11 protein-coding genes and 1 pseudogene are annotated in these 20,713 nt (G+C 32.6%); 8 read left to right on the top strand and 4 right to left on the bottom strand.

Annotated elements, in window-relative coordinates; all coding sequences use genetic code 11:
* Positions 1-403: 403 nt before the first annotated feature.
* The 4 genes from A9G08_RS11690 to A9G08_RS07480 form a co-directional block, all read right to left on the bottom strand.
* Positions 404-1,861, bottom strand: a complete 1,458-nt coding sequence (locus A9G08_RS11690) for a hypothetical protein (protein ID WP_065563090.1) — start codon at positions 1,859-1,861, stop codon at positions 404-406.
* Positions 1,855-3,225, bottom strand: coding sequence for a DUF6384 family protein (locus A9G08_RS07490; protein WP_065563089.1), 1,371 nt, complete (start codon positions 3,223-3,225; stop codon positions 1,855-1,857). The genes A9G08_RS11690 and A9G08_RS07490 overlap by 7 nt, the downstream gene beginning before the upstream one ends.
* A complete protein-coding gene (locus A9G08_RS07485; protein WP_065563088.1) occupies positions 3,225-4,376 on the bottom strand; it encodes a merozoite surface protein 3b in 1,152 nt (383 codons plus the stop codon). Before A9G08_RS07485 ends, A9G08_RS07490 begins: the two co-directional genes overlap by 1 nt.
* Before the next feature lie 251 nt (positions 4,377-4,627).
* Positions 4,628-7,972, bottom strand: a complete 3,345-nt coding sequence (locus A9G08_RS07480; protein ID WP_065563087.1) for a DUF6138 family protein — start codon at positions 7,970-7,972, stop codon at positions 4,628-4,630.
* A 593-nt stretch (positions 7,973-8,565) separates the two neighbouring features.
* Here A9G08_RS07480 and A9G08_RS07475 point away from each other — a divergent pair.
* The 8 genes and pseudogenes from A9G08_RS07475 (at position 8,566) to A9G08_RS07440 (ending at position 20,713) form a co-directional block, all read left to right on the top strand.
* Positions 8,566-12,999 carry an autotransporter outer membrane beta-barrel domain-containing protein gene (locus tag A9G08_RS07475; RefSeq protein ID WP_065563086.1) on the top strand — a complete coding sequence of 1,478 codons (4,434 nt, stop codon included), beginning with the start codon at positions 8,566-8,568 and terminating at the stop codon, positions 12,997-12,999.
* A gap of 204 nt (positions 13,000-13,203) precedes the next feature.
* Positions 13,204-14,436: a serine/threonine transporter SstT gene (gene sstT / locus A9G08_RS07470; protein WP_065563085.1), complete on the top strand. Its 1,233-nt coding sequence runs from the start codon at positions 13,204-13,206 to the stop codon at positions 14,434-14,436.
* Between the two features lie 157 nt (positions 14,437-14,593).
* On the top strand, positions 14,594-15,589 hold the full coding sequence (gene acuI, locus A9G08_RS07465; RefSeq protein WP_065563084.1) for an acrylyl-CoA reductase (NADPH): 996 nt from the start codon (positions 14,594-14,596) through the stop codon (positions 15,587-15,589).
* A 420-nt stretch (positions 15,590-16,009) separates the two neighbouring features.
* Complete coding sequence (locus A9G08_RS07460; RefSeq protein WP_065563083.1) at positions 16,010-16,237, top strand: ChaB family protein; 228 nt, start codon at positions 16,010-16,012, stop codon at positions 16,235-16,237.
* Positions 16,238-16,359: 122 nt separating this feature from the next.
* Positions 16,360-16,644: pseudogene (locus A9G08_RS11875) on the top strand (YciI family protein).
* A 164-nt stretch (positions 16,645-16,808) separates the two neighbouring features.
* Positions 16,809-18,239: a 6-phospho-beta-glucosidase gene (locus A9G08_RS07450; RefSeq protein ID WP_065563082.1), complete on the top strand. Its 1,431-nt coding sequence runs from the start codon at positions 16,809-16,811 to the stop codon at positions 18,237-18,239.
* A 25-nt stretch (positions 18,240-18,264) separates the two neighbouring features.
* On the top strand, positions 18,265-18,582 hold the full coding sequence (locus tag A9G08_RS07445) for a PTS cellobiose transporter subunit IIB (protein ID WP_065563107.1): 318 nt from the start codon (positions 18,265-18,267) through the stop codon (positions 18,580-18,582).
* A gap of 133 nt (positions 18,583-18,715) precedes the next feature.
* Complete coding sequence (locus A9G08_RS07440) at positions 18,716-20,713, top strand: BglG family transcription antiterminator (RefSeq protein WP_065563081.1); 1,998 nt, start codon at positions 18,716-18,718, stop codon at positions 20,711-20,713.

Raw genomic sequence — 20,713 nt, 5'->3', positions numbered from 1 at the left:
AAATGATTACATTTCAATGAAGTAAATTTAAATAAAAAAGAACGATTCCCGCTCCAATTTCATCTTAACACAAAATTTTTTCTGAAATTTTTTAGATGTTTTATTATTTAATCTGGAATAAAAAACGATTAATTCTTAATGAATTTTGTGGAATTTTAAGCTTTATAATTAAATAAGCTAGCCGTTATAGTTAACTTATTTACAATTAAAACATTATTATTTTTGTATTCATTAATTAATAAGTTAATAATGAATAATTATGCTGTTTCTGGTTTTTAACACCCACAAAGCAACAATACAAATAAATTGATACATTAGCAACAGATCTCATTGCTGGAATTTGAAATTCTTGCTATTAAAAGCAGTAATTAAAATTTTATAAACACGATTATTTTTGTCCTGATTAGAAACTATCAGTCGTTTTAAAACCTCCGCCACCTGTTGATGAGCTGGATGAAAACCCACTGTCACTTGATGAACTATAAGATGACGAGGAGGAAGAACTCGAAGAGGAAGATGAGCTCGAATAGGAAGATGATGATGATGAGCGTGAAGAGGATGAAGAGAAAGAAGAAGATCTCCTTGATGATGAATCGTCACTCGCCCATCCTGAATTATGATTAGATGATTTTAATTCTCTCCTTATTGCTCTATACCCAAAAAGGGTTTGAACAACTGTTTCTGGAAAAATTTGATTGCTAAATAGCTGGTCTAATAAATCATTAAGCTTGAACGATGGTATGTTATATTCATAAATTGAGCTAGGAATATTGTTTTCCCTAAATAAATAGAATGTTTGTTCAAAACGATTATAAACATTGTCTAATTCGTTAAGCGTTTTTAATAACGAGGCCAGATATGCATCAATATCAAGTATTTGTTTATTTATCGCGACAATTTTTTCTAATAATTTATCATCTTCTGTTGATTTAGTTTGTAAAGTTAAATCATTAAGTTGACTTAAAGATTGTTTTTGTAACAGTTTAACTAATTGATTTGAAATTAGTTTAAACTGCGAATTATTGCCTTTTTGAAGTTCTTGTAAGGTATTTTCTGTATCTTGTTTCTGTTTTTTATAATGTGCTAAATCTTGCTCAGTTAGCGCAATTGTTTTTTTCAATTTAGATAAATTTAGGTTAGTATCAACCTCGCGTTCTTTACGCTCTTTTGCTTTTAATGCTTGCTCATATGCTCGTTTTTTATTATTAAACCGTAGCTGAGATTCTTTATATAAATCTTTAAGCATTTTATGATTTTTGAAATTTTCTGAAAAATTGATAAATCTTGCTACCCATGAGTCTAAATAACGAAATATTTTTAAGGCTTTATAATTTTTCTCTCCAAAGCGACGATTAATTAAATAATTGTAATAGTAATTTTGTTGATATTGTTTCAACTTGGTTGAAAACTCTTGTTGTGAACTTTTGAAGTTTTTTGTTTCTTTGGTTAGCTCGTCTTTAGTAATGTTATAATTATTTAATAGTGATAGATAATCTGCATCACTTTCAAGTTGTCGAATCTTTTCCGCGGTTAATTCATCTAATTTTAATAATGTTTCATCCATTTTTTGTTGGGAATCAGCAATAAAATGATCTAAATTACTGGATTTATTTTTTAAATTACAGTTTAAATCCTTTAACTGTTTGATGATTTTCTGAATTTCCAAATCGTTATTTTGGGGAGATTCTAATAGATAAATAGTCGCTATCTTTTGATAAATCTCTACTTGTTTATTTGTCAAATCAAGGATTTTTTGACGAGAGTTTTGCACCTCGTTATTAGTTTTCTCGATTGCACTAAAGATTTCCTGAAGTTTTATTTCAATACTTCGTTCAATATTGCTAGATTGCATATTTACCACTCTAAAATCCTACCTGCTTTAACTGTATTAGGACAGTTAAATTCTAGACGACCAATGGGTTTTTTACATAATTTATTTTCATCAATATGCCCATCGGCAATTTTATCTTTTTTAACCTTATTAAATTCTTTTTGAGAAACCTGCTGACCAAACATATCTACGAGTTTCGTTTCACCTGTTTCAATACTGGTTACCCATAGCGGTGTTGCTATTCCGGATGATGTTGTTGGTGTGACAATCACATACCAAGATTTACCGTTTGTTTTTTCGTGGGTGCGCTCAACTCCTGATTTATAATTAGGTTTGTCAACAATAGTAAGTGTCAAATTAGTTTGAGCTAGATTGAAATAATAAGACATCATTTGTTGATAATTTTCAAACTTATCAAAGTTGAGATTTTTTAGGTCAGCTTGTAAATCACTTTGTAAAGCAATAACAGGTACCATATCCGACTTCGGAACTTTTAGGGCTAATAATTTCTGATTATCAATCTGAATTTTATTTATAATGGTTTTTGCTCGTTCTGTGGAATTGTAAAGTGTTTCAATTTGATTGAAATCGATAACTCTTTGTCCTTGATTAAGATTATCAAGAACGGTATCGACTGCATTTTGTAGTACGTGATACTCTTTGCTTGTTTTTATAAACTCATCATCATCTATTAAATTAGCTAGCCGCTTATCATCTTCCAATAATTTTTTTAATATATTTAATTGAGTTCTAATATCCGACAATTTAGTGGTTACTGAGTCATTAATTTGCTTAAATTGTTTAACTAAACCATTTTCATCATCTGTAATAAAAGCCCCGTTAATGGTTGGCTTGGTGACTGTGGGAATAATTTTCTGGCTAAGTAGATTAGAAATTGAGGTCTTTAAATTTTTTACTGGAATCTGCGCATAATGAACAGTAGTTTTATCAATTTGCTTAAACTCGTTGCGTAATTCTGTTAATGAATCTTCCGACGCTAATATTTGACTATAGTAACTATCAATTTTTTGTCTAACGTCTCTTGTATAGATTAAATTATTAAAAAAGATTAAGGCTAAAATAAATAAAAATATGCTAAAAAGGCTAAATATTAACTTTCTTTTGATATAACAACGAACTAGAAAATGTTGAAACCAAGGACGTTTAGGTGCAACAAACCGTAACCGATTATCAAACCAAAGATCGATTCCTTCATCAACGATTTTATCGTCCACAATTTGACCTTTGGCTTCATAGAAGGTTTTAATGTTTTCTTTTAAATTAGCTCGTAATCCTTCGCGGTCAAGGTGCTCAAGTAGTAATTGTTGTTTTTGATATAATTCATCAATTATTGCCATTGCACCTAGTTGGTCACTAAGTTTAACATCCTGCATTAACCATCAACCTTCAAGATAATATTATTAAAGCGCTGTTTTCCATCTTCCACTATACGATCGATTTCTTTAGCATTATCAATCGATTCATTTCTTAGCTCTGTAATTAATTGTTGGCTTGATTCTTGATAATTGACAATGGCTTCAACTAATGCACGTAAAGAATCAGCTTTAATCGTCGAACCATAACCAGCTCTTAAACTTTCTTCAAGTTGCTTATTAGCTGAAGTAGCAATACTTTCAATGCCTTTATTCATACCATCTTTCATTGCTTCTAGTGTTTTAGTGCTTTCACTCAAACCTGTCAATGAAGTTATAGAAGCGCTTAATGCAGTAAATACAATTTCGTTGGTTGAAAAAAAGCTTACACTTTGTTGGTAGACACGCTCTTTTATGGAGGTTGTTTGTTGCAATCTTGCAAATACTGCTTCGGCAGAATTATAAGAAACGGTTAAATTATTGGCGAGATCTAAGATGATTTGATAACGGCTATCTTCTTGTTGTACATTGCGTAGAGCTTCGTCTCTAGCAAGTTCTAATCGTCCTCGAGCGACATGATCATCACCTGTAAAATTATCAACTTGAGCAATAGCGTCGGTTAATTTTTGTTTGCGTTCTTCAAGACGATCTGTCGCAATTTGCAGTACTTCTTCAGCAACGATTTGAGCTTGTTTTAGTCCAAAACGGAAATCTTGGTAGGCGTTTAAAATAATATGTTCACGCTCGACTTGATTACTTGTTTCTTTTGAAACATCTAAATAGGTTTTTTTTATTAAACTAAAACGATCAGGAATAGAACCACGTTGAAATGTCATCCAACCCATTTTAATTTTTTCCAAAAGATCTAACTTTCCGTCATCTAACCAACCAAGCATTTTTTCCATATCGGTACGAATACTATCAAAATGCTTAACAATATTAGAATAGCGATCAGAAACATGTACGCCATCAATTTGTTCCCGGACTACTTCATTAAATGCGCTTTGTTGTTGCAAAGTGTGAGCAATGGCGATAATACGATTTTTATCAATTTCAGCAACATTATCCAATAACTTTAAAATTGGCGCATCAGCCTGAGGTTTAACCATGATACCGATTTTATTCAACAACTGTACTGCTCTATCTACATATGAAACTATTTGACTAGACATGTTTAATATTCCTTTAACTATTGTTCCTTAGTTAATTAAGAAAACTAAAAAGATTATATATCACTAAAAAAGTTATCACAAATTAGGATTAATTAGTTGTGAAATATAAATTTTAATTAAACTGTGATAAAAAACTAAGCTAAAGATGAACAAGGTAATAATATCCAAATTATTGAATATACCTAGATTTGACTTCCTCCTAGTTCTATAGGCCTAGAAGGAGGTCCATCTTAATTTTATTTGCATCTTTTTTATAATTTGGCTAACTTTTCCTGCCAGTATTCTTGATATTGTGGCAGACGTTTTTGTGCTGTTTGGTACACCTGTTTTAGTTCAGTAGTATCGAGTTTTCTTTCCAGTCTCTCCATGGCATAATCTAGTTTTTTCTGCTGCATATATGCCATAAACAGTAGTGAGGCATCATACACTTCACCCATATCCGGCGTAATTTTTTCAAGCTGTTTGATTGCCCGATAATTATCATCCTTATAAATCCCGGCTCTTAAAGCTTCATCCAAATAGATTATACCGGGCTTGGATTTATCAATATTTGGGCTTCCTTTGGGACTATCGAAGTAATAGTGTTGTTTTCGCAGTGCGAGTAATTTTTCTTTATCAGGCGCTTGTTTGTTCATTGCAACAGCAATCTTAGCAAAATCCATTACACCGTAAATTAGCTGAGCTTGGTTTTTACCATAAATTCCCATACCCACTTGATAGGGGGTGCCACTAAAATCAATCACTATTTTTTTTCCAAAGCAATACGCCTGTTCTGCACCCCAAATAATAGTAGAGTCGGGATTTATTTTATTCTGCACTTTATAAAATTGGATAATAGCATCGAAAATGTAGGGATTCGTTATCGTTAATGGTGCAAAAATAATTGCTCTCCATGAGGAATCATAAGTATATAATTCATCGAGATCAAAACCGCGTTTTTTAGCTTGCAATGGTGTAATGACACAAGGTGGATTTTCAATAAAATCTTGCTCATCGATGATTAACGGTTCGGAATCGCTTTTTGGTTTAGGTGAGATGTTATAAAAAATTGGTTGACTGCTAACTTCTCCTTCATCCTTAAGAGCTTCTAAAGCTAAATCATGAAAATCTGCATATATCAGTTTTTCTTGTGGATCAGTCGCATTATTAAATAATTTTTTTAACTTTTTAAGACTATCATTAGGTTCACCAAAAAGATATTCTACTAAATAAGTCAATTTACAATATGGGTTTTGGGGCTCGTTACTTCTGTAATAATCCGTCAGACTAGCTAAATTTTGCGGAATTTTATAAAATTGACTGGATAATTCAGACATATGTTGACCTTGAGTTAATTGCAATAGCGCAATCGCAACCGCAGTTTCGGGCGTAATACCCCAATATTTTTCCAGAACAATACCAAAATTACCTGCCAAATATTCATGGTCACCATCGGTTTCAAGTGCAAATTTAATAGCCAAATCCATATGTTTCACATCCGTCATTGCCAGGGCAATAGCAGCAAATGCCCCGGCGACTGAATTATATTCATCTTGTAAATCAAAACTACAATCAAATTCATACATGGTTAAGTCAACAAACTCTCTTATTTTATCATGTAAACTTTCGTACATCGCTGCTTTGCGGAAAAAGACATGTGAACAACAAGCTATTCCTCCTGCCCCTAGCTCTAATTCTTCAAAGTCTTCATATTCTTCAACGTATTTAGCGAATTCAGAATAGTATTCAGGCTTGGCAACAAAATAAATATGAAGCCAATGCCCCTCAAATATATTTGAATAACCTTTTGCCATTAAGCCATTTAAATAATCAAGCGCATCTGAATATGCCTGTTCACTTTCTTGTTTGAAGCGTAAGTAAATTTCACCGCCCGTAGGCATGGCTCTGGCGATAATGGTGTCAGTTTCACAAAAAACATCAGTTTCAGTAAAAGTATCATAAAAACGTTCGGTTTCTGATTGATTGTCTGAATCGTCTTTTTTTCCTGGCTTGCTATCTCTAATGCCCAGCTTATCCCACGCTTGTTTTTGTAGTATTGCTGGTTCATATCCTTTATCAACTAAGTCTTGAATATGTATATCAGCATATTTAAATCCAAAATTTTCCCATTCAAACTGTAAATCAACTAAACGCCATTTGTTATAATCAAAATCGCAGTATTTATCTAACAAAGAACGTCCCTTCGATTCAGCCTCTTTTTCACCCGAATAAAGATATTTTTTTAATAATGCTAAAATTCTATCGGTATCATAATTATCAATAATGCCATTGAAGGCAAAATATTCCTCAACCGTGTTAGTTAGCAAATCTGCATGATATTCTTCTGATTGCTCCAGATATTTTAGGTCGCTTTCAATCTCAAGTATCTTTGTTTGTCGGTAGGTTTGTTCTATTGGTGTTTCGATAAGAATATTATCCGGTTGACAAAGACTAATTCTGAAATATTTACTAGTCATATCACCAAAAAAACCATCATCCAGCATTTTTTGAAGTTTTTCGGTAAGTAGTGAAACTAAATATTGATTATTTATCTCAACACCATAAATACTCGCATTATATTCTAGCTCATTTATACTTTCTGAATAATAGCGTTTGGAATTTCGTTCATTGAATAAAGCATATATTTCCAGCGTTTTATAATCAAAGGTGATATTAAAGCCACAAACATTTTCAGGGAATTTGTTAGCTGGAATATTTTTTTCATCTTCTGCCTGAGTAGTATCAAAAATGCTCTGTAATGCGTTAACTATTTTATCCACCATTTGTATCGGATAATCGGTAAGATATTGTTCAGCCAGACGATGGATTGATTCGACGTGAGTCTTGTTGTGGTCATAAATATATTTCATCACGCCTTGGGCAAAGATGCCTACAAATTTATTTTCTGGATCTCTAATTTTCAAAAGATAAGTAATGCAATCAAAATGCATAGGTGAGATGTTCTTCATAAGTTTTGAAAAAATGAGTTGAAGCATCTCTCTGATAAAAATTTGAAATTTAAGATCATTTGGACTTAATGCTTTTAATTGTTCAAATGTCGCTTCGATATCGAATTGCTCACCTTGCTTTATATAGTTTTGTAACAATATTTTTAAGTTATCAAATTCTTGTTCTTGTGGTGTTTTGGTTAAAGTGCCTTCTTTGATCGGGTTATTAATATTTTTTGTTAGTTGTTGAACTGGAGGTACTTTACGTAACTCTTCTAAATCAAATGGATTCGGTTTACCTTCACCAGCCCATTCATCTAGGTCAAACCACGGTTTTTCTTTACCATCATCAATCACATCTTTGGGTGGTGTGAGTTTTGGGTGGTTTTTCGGTTTTGGGGCATCGGGCATTTTGATGATTATTTTTTCTGTACAGGTTGATTGTTCAAGCGCTGGTGGGATCGCTTTTTCCTGATAGCCTTTTTTGATTTTCGATCTGATCAGTTTGTTGGCTTCTTTTTCCGCATCGGCAGGCGATGAAAACGTTTTAACTTGTGTTTGTCCTTTTGCCCCTATCTTACCAAATACGATTGTTAGGGATTCGTCTTGTTGGGTGATATACCAAAATTTATTCGATAATGCATCCTTAAACTCCAGATAATACTTCATTTCCTATATTCCTAATTATAATTCTATGTCAGTTCTTATAAATAAATTGAAAAGTAATTAATATAACTTTTTAGTTTATAAAATTTTGATTATAAAAACGACCATTATGAGTGTGTTGATTTAGTAAAACCGAGATGAAGAATTTTATTACTATAAATTATGTTATTGACTAATTTTTAACAATAATTTTCTATAATTACTTTCGAATTAGAATATTGCTTAGCAGTTTTTTAAGAAACTTTACATTATTATATGTAAATTTTTATAATTTTATTGTTGTTTTTAATGGTATATGGTACAACTAGCAATTGATAGTTGATTTTTTTGAAAGGTTAATTCCTTAATATTTCTGAACTATCAATACTTTTCTTTTTTCCATCTTAAATATTCAAAAATGATTTTGAGCTTTGTTTTTCAATAAAGTAATAATTGTTTTATCTATCAACATGTTATCCAAGTTATTTAAAAAATAAATCCAGTATTTATTTTGAAATGTAAGGTTCACATTATTCAAGAGTTTCATTAATTAAGTTTTTCATGTTTTTAAATTAAAAATTGGATTATAACCAATAAAAGATTTAGTGAGATAAAATATGAATAAAATAAATAAGTTAATTTTGAATTCACAATATGCTGTTAGTAATTCAAGGAAAGGAAAATTTAAAGGTAAAGCATCTCTAATCAAATTTATTACTACAACAAGCATAACTTTAGCAATGACAAATCCAAGCTTTGCTCAGTGTATTACTAGCGATCCAAATAATCAGGCTTGTACCGGTGATGTAAATAATCCCAACGGTAATGGGTATGAAAATACAAATTCTTCTGATATTTTCTCTTTTGTCCAATCTGATGGATCTATTACAGGTAGTAAAAATGGGGTAGAAATTAATTACCATGGCAATGGTATTTTGAGCATCAATACATTAGCGAAAGTTTTTGGTAACGGAGGGGATGGAATTAATGCTCAAAATAGTAGCAATTCACAAGATATCAAAATAACACAATTAGTGAGTGGTGAAACGAGAGGGAGTAAATCGGGCATAGAGGCTACTAATAATGGTAAAGGTTTAACCATTATTAATACAGCTGGAATAATCTCTGGTAATCAGGATAACGGTATATCAGTGCTCAATGGGACTCAATCTACCGATTTAACTATTAATCAATCAAGAGGCAGTATTGAAGGGCATAATCGTGGAATAAGTGCTGAAAATCAAGGTAATGGTATCTCTGAAATCATTGTTTCCGGTAATGTGAATGGATTGAGTAGTGAAGGTATATTTGTAAAAAATAGCACTAATAGCAAGAATATTACAATTAATCAATATGATGGTAGTACGGTTAGTGGGCAAAGTTATGGTTTGGCCGCTTATAATAATGGTAAGGAACAAACTGATATCACCATTGCTGGTTATGTTGAAGGCCGTAATAATGATGCAATTTATTCAGAGTCGTCAAGTACAGCATCAGATATCTTTTTAACGCAAATGGCTGATTCTCAAATTAAAGGTCATAATAACGGTATTAATATTCTTAATAATGGTAATGGATTTAGTGATTTAATCATTTCTGGTTCGGTAACAGGTGAGCAAATTGATGGTATTGTTGCTAAAAATCTTTCAGATACATCAACTGCTATGTCTTTAAGACAGTTAGGCGGTAGTATTTATGGTCATGTGAATGGTGTGAATTTATTGAATAATGGTAATGGTGATACCACTATCTCAACTAAAAATAATATTCAGGGTGATCAACAAGATGGTATTGTAGTTGTAAATGGAACTAGTTCTAGTAATATAAAATTAAATCAGATATCAGGTACGATTAAAGGTCATAATAATGGCATAAATATCACTAATAATGGTAAAAAGTCGACGATCATTTCAACTTCTGGTGTTGTTGAGGGTGCTCAAAACGATGGAATTAGGGCAATCAATAACAATTCGACAACCTCTAATATGAGCGTTATTCAGTCAAATGGCACAATTCATGGAAATCTTAATGGCATAAATGTAACGAATAATGGACAGGGCTATACGTCAATTCAAACAGCTAAAAATATTATTGGTGATCAAAATGATGGTATTGTGGTTACTAACGGTAATACATCAAGTGATTTAACGATAATCCAATCAGCAGGTAGTATTGCTGGCAAACTTCGTGGCATTAATTTAACCAATAATGGAAAAGGGAATACAAATGTTAATCTTAGTGGCTCAGTAACAGGCGATATTAATGAAGGCGTTGTAGTTCAAAATGGTACACAATCAAGTCACTTAAATTTAATTCAGATAGCAGGAAAAATCAAAGGCTTATTAAATGCGGTTAATTTAGTTAACAATGGTGTCGGTTCAACAAGTGTAAAAACTTCAGGCGATTTAGAGAGTGTTCAACAACATGGTTTGTTCGTTTTAAATAATAGTACAGCCAATAATCTTAATATTGATCAATTTGGAGGTACGATTACAGGTAATTATAATGGACTTAATGTAACCAATAAAGGAAGTGGGACGACTGAAATAAAAATTACAGGTAAGGTTTTTGGTAATAATTCTGATGGCATTTTTGTGCTTAATGATGTTGCGGCACAGAACTTAATTGTTTCTTTGAACGACTCAGGATTTGTTAAGGGCCATAATAAAGGACTCAATTTAACAAATAAAGGAAATGGTGAAACAAAAATTCTCTTAAATGGCAACATTGAAGCTGATCAAGATGATGCTATTTATGCTATAAATGAAAATAATGCTACTAACTTGACTGTTCAACAATTAGTAACCAGTAGTCTTAATGGTTTAAGAAATGGCATAGAATTAGAGAATACAGGATCTGGTTCTACAATTATTACTACTTATGGAACGGTTAGTGGTGAACAACAAGCTGGTATAGTTATTAATAATCGAGGTACAAGCACTGATGTTAATGTTAAACAAAATTCTGGAACAATTTTTGGTAAAAATAATGGAATAACAATCAATAACAGTGGTACTGGCTCAACGGTTATTGATATCTATGATACGGTTTATGCGAATGGGACCGATGTAAACAATAATTTAGATGCGGGTATCTATACAACAGGTAAATCAGACACAACAACTAATATTAACCTTAATGATGGTGCTAATGTTTATTCTGTTCTTGGTACAGCAATAAGAAATGATGTGACCAATTCTATTGTTAATTTAAATAGTGGTTCTAAAGTAAGTGGTAAAATATTGCTAGGAACAGGTGATGATACGCTTAATATCAATCAAGGCTCTGATATTTCAGATTTAACCATGATTGATGGTGGACGTAAAAATATTCGAGCTAGTTCATCGAATGAAATGGATGTTCTTAATTTTAGTACCCATCTAGTTGGATCTTCTGATTCAGTAGGTATTCGTGGTGATGTAGCGATTCTTAACTGGGAAAATATCAATGTTGGTTCAAACGGAAGGTTATCATTAACTGGTAACTTAAATACCGATAAGCTTACTCTAAATTCAAATGCTATTTTAGATTTTGTTCCAAGGATACATCAAGCTTCGGTAAGTGGCGATGTTTATAATAGTGGTACTATTGCGCTGAATAATAATTTTACTGGAGATCATCTAACTATAACCGGTAATTATATTGGTAATAATGGTCAGCTTTTGCTTGATACAGTATTGCAAGATAGTAGTAGCTCAACTGATAAGTTGTTTATTGGAGGGAATGCTTCCGGAAATACATTGGTTAAAATAACCAATATTGGTGGATTAGGTGCAGATACTGGCAAAACGAATGGTATTGAAATTGTCAATGTTAATGGTGTAAGTTCGAACGATGCATTTAATTTAGAAGGATCACATTTAGATGTGGGCGCTTATGAATACTATTTACATAAAGGCGATATTAATCAACAAAATAATAACTGGTACTTACGTTCTAGTAAACCTACTGAACCAACTAATCCAACGAATCCAACTAATCCAACTAATCCAACTAATCCAACAAACCCAACAAACCCAACAAACCCAACAAACCCAACAAACCCAACAAACCCAACAAACCCAGAGCAACCTGTTAATCCAGTGTCTCCGAATAAGGTTGCTTATCGTAAAGAAGTACCAATGTTTGCTGGGGTAGCGGCACAATTACGTCAGGCTGATTTAATTATGCAAGCAAATATGCATCAACGTATTGGTAATACTTTACTACCAGACTCAGAAATTAGTTGGGGACGAATAATCGCTGAGCGCACAGATATAAAACAAAATGGTATAGCTGATACACATAGCAAAGGAAATTATACTGGTTTCCAAATAGGTAGCGATATCTGGAAAAAAGAAGATAGCTATTGGCGTGCAGGTGGTTACTTCGGTTATTTACATGGTAGTTTAGATGTTGATGGTTTTGCCAGCAGTATGAAAGGATATGTAGGAAAAAATAGCTCAAATAGTTATTTCTTAGGTCTCTATGGCAACTATATGGATGAGAATGGGGCTTACTTAGATTTGGTGTTCCAAGGGGGGCGTCATAAAGTAGACATTAAACCAAATTATAATAAAAATAGTAAACAAAAAGGAATAGGGTTAAGTGCTTCCGCGGAAGTCGGTAAACCATTTGATTTAAATTATTATGATTGGCGAATTGAACCTCAGTTTCAAATTATTCACCAATGGATGAATCTTAATAATAGTCATATAAGTGGTAATACCACCGTCAAACAAAGTCATAATGATTCATGGCTTTTCCGAGTGGGTGCTAGACTTGAAAATCATTTTCAGTCAGAGTTAGGAACATTCCACCCTTATACTCGTTTAAATTTATACTATTCGCCCGATGGTTCAGATCGTATAAGATTTGATTGTTCCAGAGCCTCAACTAAATTTAATAGTGGTGCTGGTTATACAAGTACGGAATTGGCTATTGGTGGTAGTTATGAATTTAATAATCAAGTTAGTGCTTATACTGAGATTGGTCATACTTGGTCCAATAGTGGAGATGCAAACGTTAAGTCGCCAATTAATGGCTCTTTAGGAATAAGAGCTAATTGGTAACACGAGTAATAAACTAAGTTGTTTATCTTCCTGACCGATACTTTTAATAGAAAGTATCGGTTTTTTTCTTTATTCATTTAAAATAATTAATCTTAATAATTAATCTAAGTCATATAAAAAATAGTTATCATAATAATTTTTTTATAGTTTTAAGATTTATTTATGGTAATGTTTTTGCATTGTTTTGTTATATAAGGAAGTTCCATGACTCATTCAACCAATCCTTTGGTGCGTTTTTATTTTAAAGTAGGGCTTATTCCTCAAATTGTTTTGGGTTTGCTCTTAGGTATAACATTAGCAGCAATTTCTAAAGACGTTGCGTTAAATATGTCTTTTATTGGCTCGCTTTTTATTAATGCCTTAAAATCAGTCGCGCCAATTTTGGTACTTATTTTAGTTATTGCGTCAATATCTAATCACCAACGTGGTAAACGCGCTAATATGGGTAAACTTTTTGCCCTATATTTTTCGGGAATGATGTTGGCCGCTTTGTTAGCAACTATTGCTAGTTTCATCTTCCCTTCTGATATTTCATTAGGTGATGCTGCTGATCAGAGTAAATTAACACCTCCAGGTAGTATTATTGAAGTATTAAAAACTCTGCTAAATAAAATGATAGACAATCCAGTTAATGCGCTTGTTAATGCTAACTATATTGGGCTCATTGTTTGGGGAGTCGGAATTGGGATTGCATTAAGACACTCAAGTGAAACAACCAAAACGATGATGAGCGATCTTTCTTTAGCAATTTCATTCATTGTAAAAATCATTATTCGTTTTGCTCCATTAGGGGTTTTTGGTTTGGTTGCTTCAACACTTGCAGAAACAGGATTTGGTGAATTACTTAAGTATGCTCATCTATTAGTTGTATTAGTGTCTTGTATGTTAATTGTGGCATTAATTATTAATCCATTATTAGCTTATATTGTAATGCGTAAAAATCCGTATCCATTGGTTTTTACCTCATTAAAAGATAGTGCTATTCCTGCTTTCTTTACTCGTAGCTCAGCAGCAAATATTCCAGTTAATATCGAAATTTGTAAAAAATTAAAAATGGATGAAGATACTTATTCTGTCGCTGTACCACTGGGCGCAGCAATTAATATGTCAGGAGCGGCAATTACTATCACTATTTTAACGTTAGCTACCGTAAATTCTTTGCATATAGACGTTGATATTCTTTCTGCAGTATTACTTTGTATTGTGACGAGTATATGTGCTTGTGGTGCATCAGGAATCGCAGGTGGTTCATTACTGCTTATTCCTGTCGCTTGTAGTATGTTTGGAATACCTAACGAAATTTCAGCTAAAGTCATTGGTATCGGTATAGCTATTGGTGTTATTCAAGATTCGGTTGAAACTGCGCTTAATTCATCAAGTGATGTTGTATTTATTGGTGCAGTATCAGAAAAAGTAAATCGTGGAAAAACTAGATAATGATATCTTAATCTTAAGTTAACCAATATTTATTATTAAGCCTGATAACTATCAGGCTTTTAAATTAATTGAATAGTGCTTTTACTCATCAAATTATTGCATTTGGTTATTTGACTATTTATTATGATTTTATTGCTGTAGGTATTAAGGAATTATCATGTCATTCAACGCCATTATTTTAGAAAAAGATGAGATTAATGGGTTTTCACATTCATTAAAAACCATCACTAAACAACAGTTGCTGCAACAACAGGGTGATACTCTAGTTCAAATTCACTATTCAAGCATCAATTATAAAGATGCATTAGCGTTAACTAATAAAAGTCCTGTTGTTAGGCAATGGCCTATGGTGCCGGGTATTGATGGTGTCGGTACAGTTATTGAATCTAGCAGTGATCGTTATCAAGCTGGTGATACTGTTATTTTAAATGGTTGGGGATGTGGTGAAACCCATTGGGGGTGTCTGGCGCAATATGCTTACTTAAAATCAGATTGGTTAATTCCATTACCCCAAAATATCACACCCTATCAATCGATGATTATTGGCACCGCTGGATATACTGCTGCATTGTGTGTAAAACGTATTGTTGATTTTGGGATAAAACCACAAAGCGGAACAGTACTGGTGACAGGGGCGAGTGGCGGAGTTGGCTCAGTTGCGGTAGCTTTATTAAGCAAATTGGGTTATCAAGTTACTGCATCAACAGGTAAATTAACTGACAAAGAATATTTACACAAACTTGGTGCCAGCAATATTATTGATAGTAAACAGTTGAAACAGGCTGGTAAACCTCTACAAAAAGAACAGTGGTCAGCCGTTGTCGATGTGGTTGGTTCTCATACCTTAGCTAATGTATGTGCCCAAACTCAGTATGGTGGCATTGTAGCTTGTTGTGGGCTAGCACAAGGAATGGATTTCCCGGCAACTGTCGCACCTTTTATTTTGCGCGGGGTAACATTGGCAGGTATCGACAGCGTAATGGCAAGTTATGATAATCGTATTGCCGCATGGAACTTATTAGCTCAGTATTTAGATGATAAAATTTTGGCTCATATAGGCAATACTATTCGTTTAGACGAGTGTGTTGATACTGCGCATAACATGATAGCAGGCAAAACAAAAGGTCGTTTTGTGGTAGATGTGAACAAATAAAATAACTTTATATTGAATTTCATACAGATTTTTGCTGTTTTATTGAACGCAATTCATTTTTTATTTAGATTTGTTGGTTTTCTATGATTAGCAAAATCGTCACCTATGCAAGTAGCTAAATTATTTACTGTCAAGTAGTTAGCTACTTTGCATGTGTTGGTCATTTTCAACTATTCAATTGGATAGTTTTGTTAATTACACTAAAGGTTAGCTATTTGGATCTTATTTTTAGCCAAAATACCGCAATGGTGAGCTAGCTGATAAAAGAAAAAATAGGTTGATTAATCAAAGCAAATTAAAACTTGTATTCTTGCCAAAAAGAGACTAAATTTTAAACGTATTTTGATTTTGTAGCAGCTTTAACTTTTACCGTTTTTAAATTTTCATTCATGTATGACTAATTTATTGAGGAAATGTTATATGCCATATCAAACACGAGATGATTTACCCGAATCTGTACGCCATGTTTTACCCGAACATGCTCAAGATATTTTTAAAGAAGCTTTTAACAATGCCATAAAAGAGTACCAAGATCCCAAAAAAAGACGAGATAAAAGTTCGCCAGAGCAAATCGCATTTAGAGTGGCGTGGTCAGCTGTAGAAAAGGTTTACCGCAAAAATGAAAATGGTCAATGGGAACGCAAGTAAAAACTCAATACTATAAATGCTATCAAGTCCACAACTAAGTTATTATAGATATGGGTTTATTATCAATATGTATAGTCAATAAAAACTAGCTATTAAGCTGGTTTTTTATATGGAGAATTATTATGTTTATATTCACCCTCACTTATATTAAACCCATTAGTGAAGTTGAAAAATTTTTACAGCAGCATATCGATTACCTTGAAGATAATTATCGATAGGGACATTTTATTGCTTCAGGCCGAAAAGTGCCACTTACTGGCGGTGTGATACTTTGCCGTGCTGAGAATAAAGAACAAGCATTAACTATAATGCAAAAAGATCCGTTTTATATTCAGCAAATTGCCCAGTACGATATTATCGAATTTGTACCGTCCAAATATGCCGCTGGTTTTGAACAATCTATTTAGTTAATGATCACGGTAAGCTCAATTTTATTTTTTTAATCATCACGCTTTTACATCTATTTTCTTTGCGTATATTTTCCTGATCAATACGGAAAAAGTTGGTTAGTAATTCAAATTTTTTCCTTTTATACTGTATTTAATCTCTCATTTAATACAGGTATTTGATCATGAATAATAAAGGTTTACCAAAAGATTTTTTATGGGGTGGTGCGGTTGCTGCTCATCAATTAGAGGGTGCTTGGCAAGCTGGTGGTAAGGGGCCTAGTGTTGCCGATGTGATGACTGTTGGATCGCCTAAAAGTTATCGAAAAATTACCGAAGGAATCATTCCTGGTGAGTATTATCCTAATCACGAGGCTATCGACTTTTATCATCATTATAAAGATGATATTAAACTCTTCGCTGAAATGGGGTTTAAATGTTTTCGAACTTCGATTGCTTGGACTCGAATCTTCCCGAAAGGTGATGAGCTTGCACCAAATGAAGAAGGGTTGAAGTTTTATGATGTTCTTTTCGATGAATGTTTAAAATATAATATTGAGCCGGTTGTTACCCTTTCGCACTTTGAATTACCTTATTATCTAGTTACCGAATATGGTGGCTTCCGTAATCGTAAATTAATTGATTTCTTTGTTCGCTTTGCTGAGGTCTGTTTTGATCGTTATAAAAATAAAGTGAAATATTGGATGACCTTTAATGAGATCAATAACCAAGCTAATTTTAATGAAGATTTTGCGCCTTTCACTAACTCAGGTATTTATTACAAAGCAGGTGATAACAGAGAAGAAATCATGTATCAAGCTGCACATTATGAATTAGTTGCAAGCGCAAAAGCGGTGCAAATAGGTCATGCTATCAATCCTGATTTTCAAATTGGTTGTATGATTGCTGTTGTGCCAATCTATCCGGAAACCTGTAAACCAGGTGATATCTTAATGGCTCAAAAAGTCATGGAACGTAAGTATTTCTTTACTGATGTTCATGTTCATGGTCAATATCCTAATCATATTATCAAATACTGGCAACGCAAAGGCTTTAAATTAGACGTGACAAGCCAAGATCTCGAAGTATTAGAAAACGGTACAGTCGATTACATTGGTTTTAGTTATTACATGTCTAATGCGATTAGAAAAAAATCAGATAACTATGAATATAATGAAAAAACCGATTTAATTGGTAATCAATACGTTAAAAAATCTGATTGGGGGTGGCAGATCGATCCGGAAGGTTTGCGCTATACATTAAATTGGCTAACTGATATGTATCATTTACCGCTTTTCATTGTGGAAAATGGATTTGGTGCATATGATAAAGTTGAAGCTGATGGAAGTATTCATGATAGTTATCGTATTGAATATCTTCGAGAACATATTAAACAAATGAAGTTAGCGGTTGAAGAAGATGGTGTAGATTTGATGGGATATACTCCATGGGGTTGTATTGATTTAGTGTCAGCTGGAACCGGTGAAATGGAAAAACGTTACGGCTTTATTTATGTTGATAAAGACAATAAAGGTAATGGAACCTTAAAACGTAGCCGTAAAGATTCATTTACTTGGTATAAAAAAGTCATTGAGTCAAATGGTGAAACCTTATAACGATTTAAATTCATTAGGAGAAGTTATGAAAAAAGCGTTAATTATTTGTGCAGCTGGTATGTCATCATCGCTTATGGCCAAAAAGGTAACTGAATTTTTTGCTAGTAAAAATGTACCTATTGAACTTGATGCGGTATCTGCAACTGAAGGTAGTAATAAAATTAAAAATAGTGATTTTTCACTGTTTTTAATTAGTCCGCAAACAATGATGATGTTTGATAAATTAAAAGCATTAGGTGATGAAGTGGGTAAACCTGTTGTAAGTATTCCTTTTCAGGCTTATATTCCAATTCAATCTGGTATTGAACAACTAGCTAAATTAGTTGAGGACAATATTAATTAATTTTAGGCAAATCTGAGTTCTACCGTTCTTGATGCGATTGTTTAGTTTAATAATCGCATCATAGAAGTAGCTTATATTTTAATGACTTGATCTTTTAGGATAATTCTCATTAATAGTTAAGGTATAGTAGATAATGATAAAACAAAAACAACGAGAACTTATTAGTTTATTGATTCGTTCTAAAAATGGATTTAAAAGTAGTCAAGAACTCGCGGAGGAATTATCGTTATCAGATCGTACTGTACGTACCTATCTTAAAGATTTAAAAACATTAATAGAACGCAATGGCGGTAATATAGTTAGTAAACAAGGCTATGGTTTTCAACTTGAAATATTAGATCGAACTGTATTTAATTTATTTTTGATTGAATATCATTTATTAGATAAAAATATTGAGAAATCCCAATGCCGGGAGGCAAGTGAACGAAAGCACTATATCCTTAATTTATTATTACTTGAAAGCCAAAAAATTGATGTTGAAGCATTATCTGAACAGCTATTTATTAGCTCATCCCAATTGAATAAAGATATTGCGGAAATTAAGTCCCAATTACAACCTTATGAACTCACGCTTAAAAAAAGCCATTCTTTAATTTATGTTGATGGTGAAGAAAAAGCTAAACGTCATTTTATTATGAGTTACTTTTTTCATGAGGATTCAATCAATTTTTTACACCATTTATCCTATTTTAATCAAGCATGTGAAGCAATTAGCTTTGATACCTTAACTATCATTATTTTAGATGAGTGTCGTGAAGCGAATATCAAATTATCTGATGTAATGATTCAAAATATAGTCTTACATTTGTCGTTAAGTATTAAACGTTTGCAGTCGGGTCTTACAATCCAAAATCTTGATTTACTTGTTTCAGCTGATTCAGCTATTGAATATCAAGTTGCTAATCGAATCATTGCTCGTATTGAATCAATAATTGGTTTTCATTTTCCTAAAGAAGAGCAGATGTACCTTACGCTACATTTGATGAGTAAATCAAATTTAATCCAAAACGATCTTGATGATGAACTTGGCTCTTTATTAACTAATTTACTTTTAAAAATAGAACAAGAAACAGGCTATCCTTTTTGGCATGATGAACAGTTGAAAAATGGGTTAATTCAGCATTTAAAACCAATGCTTGTGCGTTTAGCGCAGAATATAAAATTAGAAAATCCTTTAATAGATGAAATTAAAAGCCAATATGGTGAAGTTTTTGGATTAGTTAAACACTATTTCAATCAATTACCTAATTTAAATAAATATAATGTTATTGATGATGAGTGGGGGTATTTAGCACTTCATTTTCTGGCATCACTGGAAAAATTAAAAAATGAACAGAAAGCTAAAGTATTAATTATCTGCGCAACGGGGCTTGGTAGTGCACAATTACTTAAAAATCGAGTAGAAAGTGAATTTGATGAGCGAGTAAAAATTATAGCAACACGTGGTTATTATGAAATAGAACAAGGGATGTTAAATGATATCGATTTTATTATTTCTTCTGTCGATTTATCATCCAAAGTATTTAAAGTACCAGTATTTCATGTTTCTGTATTTTTTTGTGAGGAAGATGTTCAAGCAATTCGCCGATATCTTTCTCATAGACAAATCCCCAATTCATTACCCAAAAATTTCTTTGATGATAAAAAACAGAATCATTCAATATATATAGCTCAAGTATTTGATGAAATTGCTGCTGATTATTTTTACTTGTGTCCCAATAAACCATCTAAACAAGCCGTGTTGGATCATTTGCTTAATTTATTATCTATCAATGAATCAAAGAACTTTAAGCAAGAGATGAAAAAACAGATGGAAAAAAGGATGGCGTTAGGTGAAATAATCTTTAGTCCAACCATAGTGGTTCCTCATCCAGCTATTCCAGTCGGTAAGATAGCCAAAATAGCGATTGCTGTTATTCCTCAAGGTGTGAGTTGGGATATAAATTATCAAGATGTTAAGTTTATTTTTATGATTTCTCCATCAATATACCAAAATTCCAACTTAGCTATGATGACCAAAGCGATTGTCAATTTAATTGATGATTTAGCTATGCAAGATGCAATGTTAAAAATTACCGATTTTAATCAATTCAAATCTTACTTTATCCAATTAATTGAAAAAGGAGCGTAG

Source organism: Gilliamella sp. wkB195, from assembly GCF_001690445.1.
Lineage (GTDB): Bacteria > Pseudomonadota > Gammaproteobacteria > Enterobacterales > Orbaceae > Gilliamella > Gilliamella apicola_E.
The sequence above is the reverse complement of the archived record's forward strand: the minus strand, read 5'-3'. Positions and strand labels throughout refer to the sequence as shown.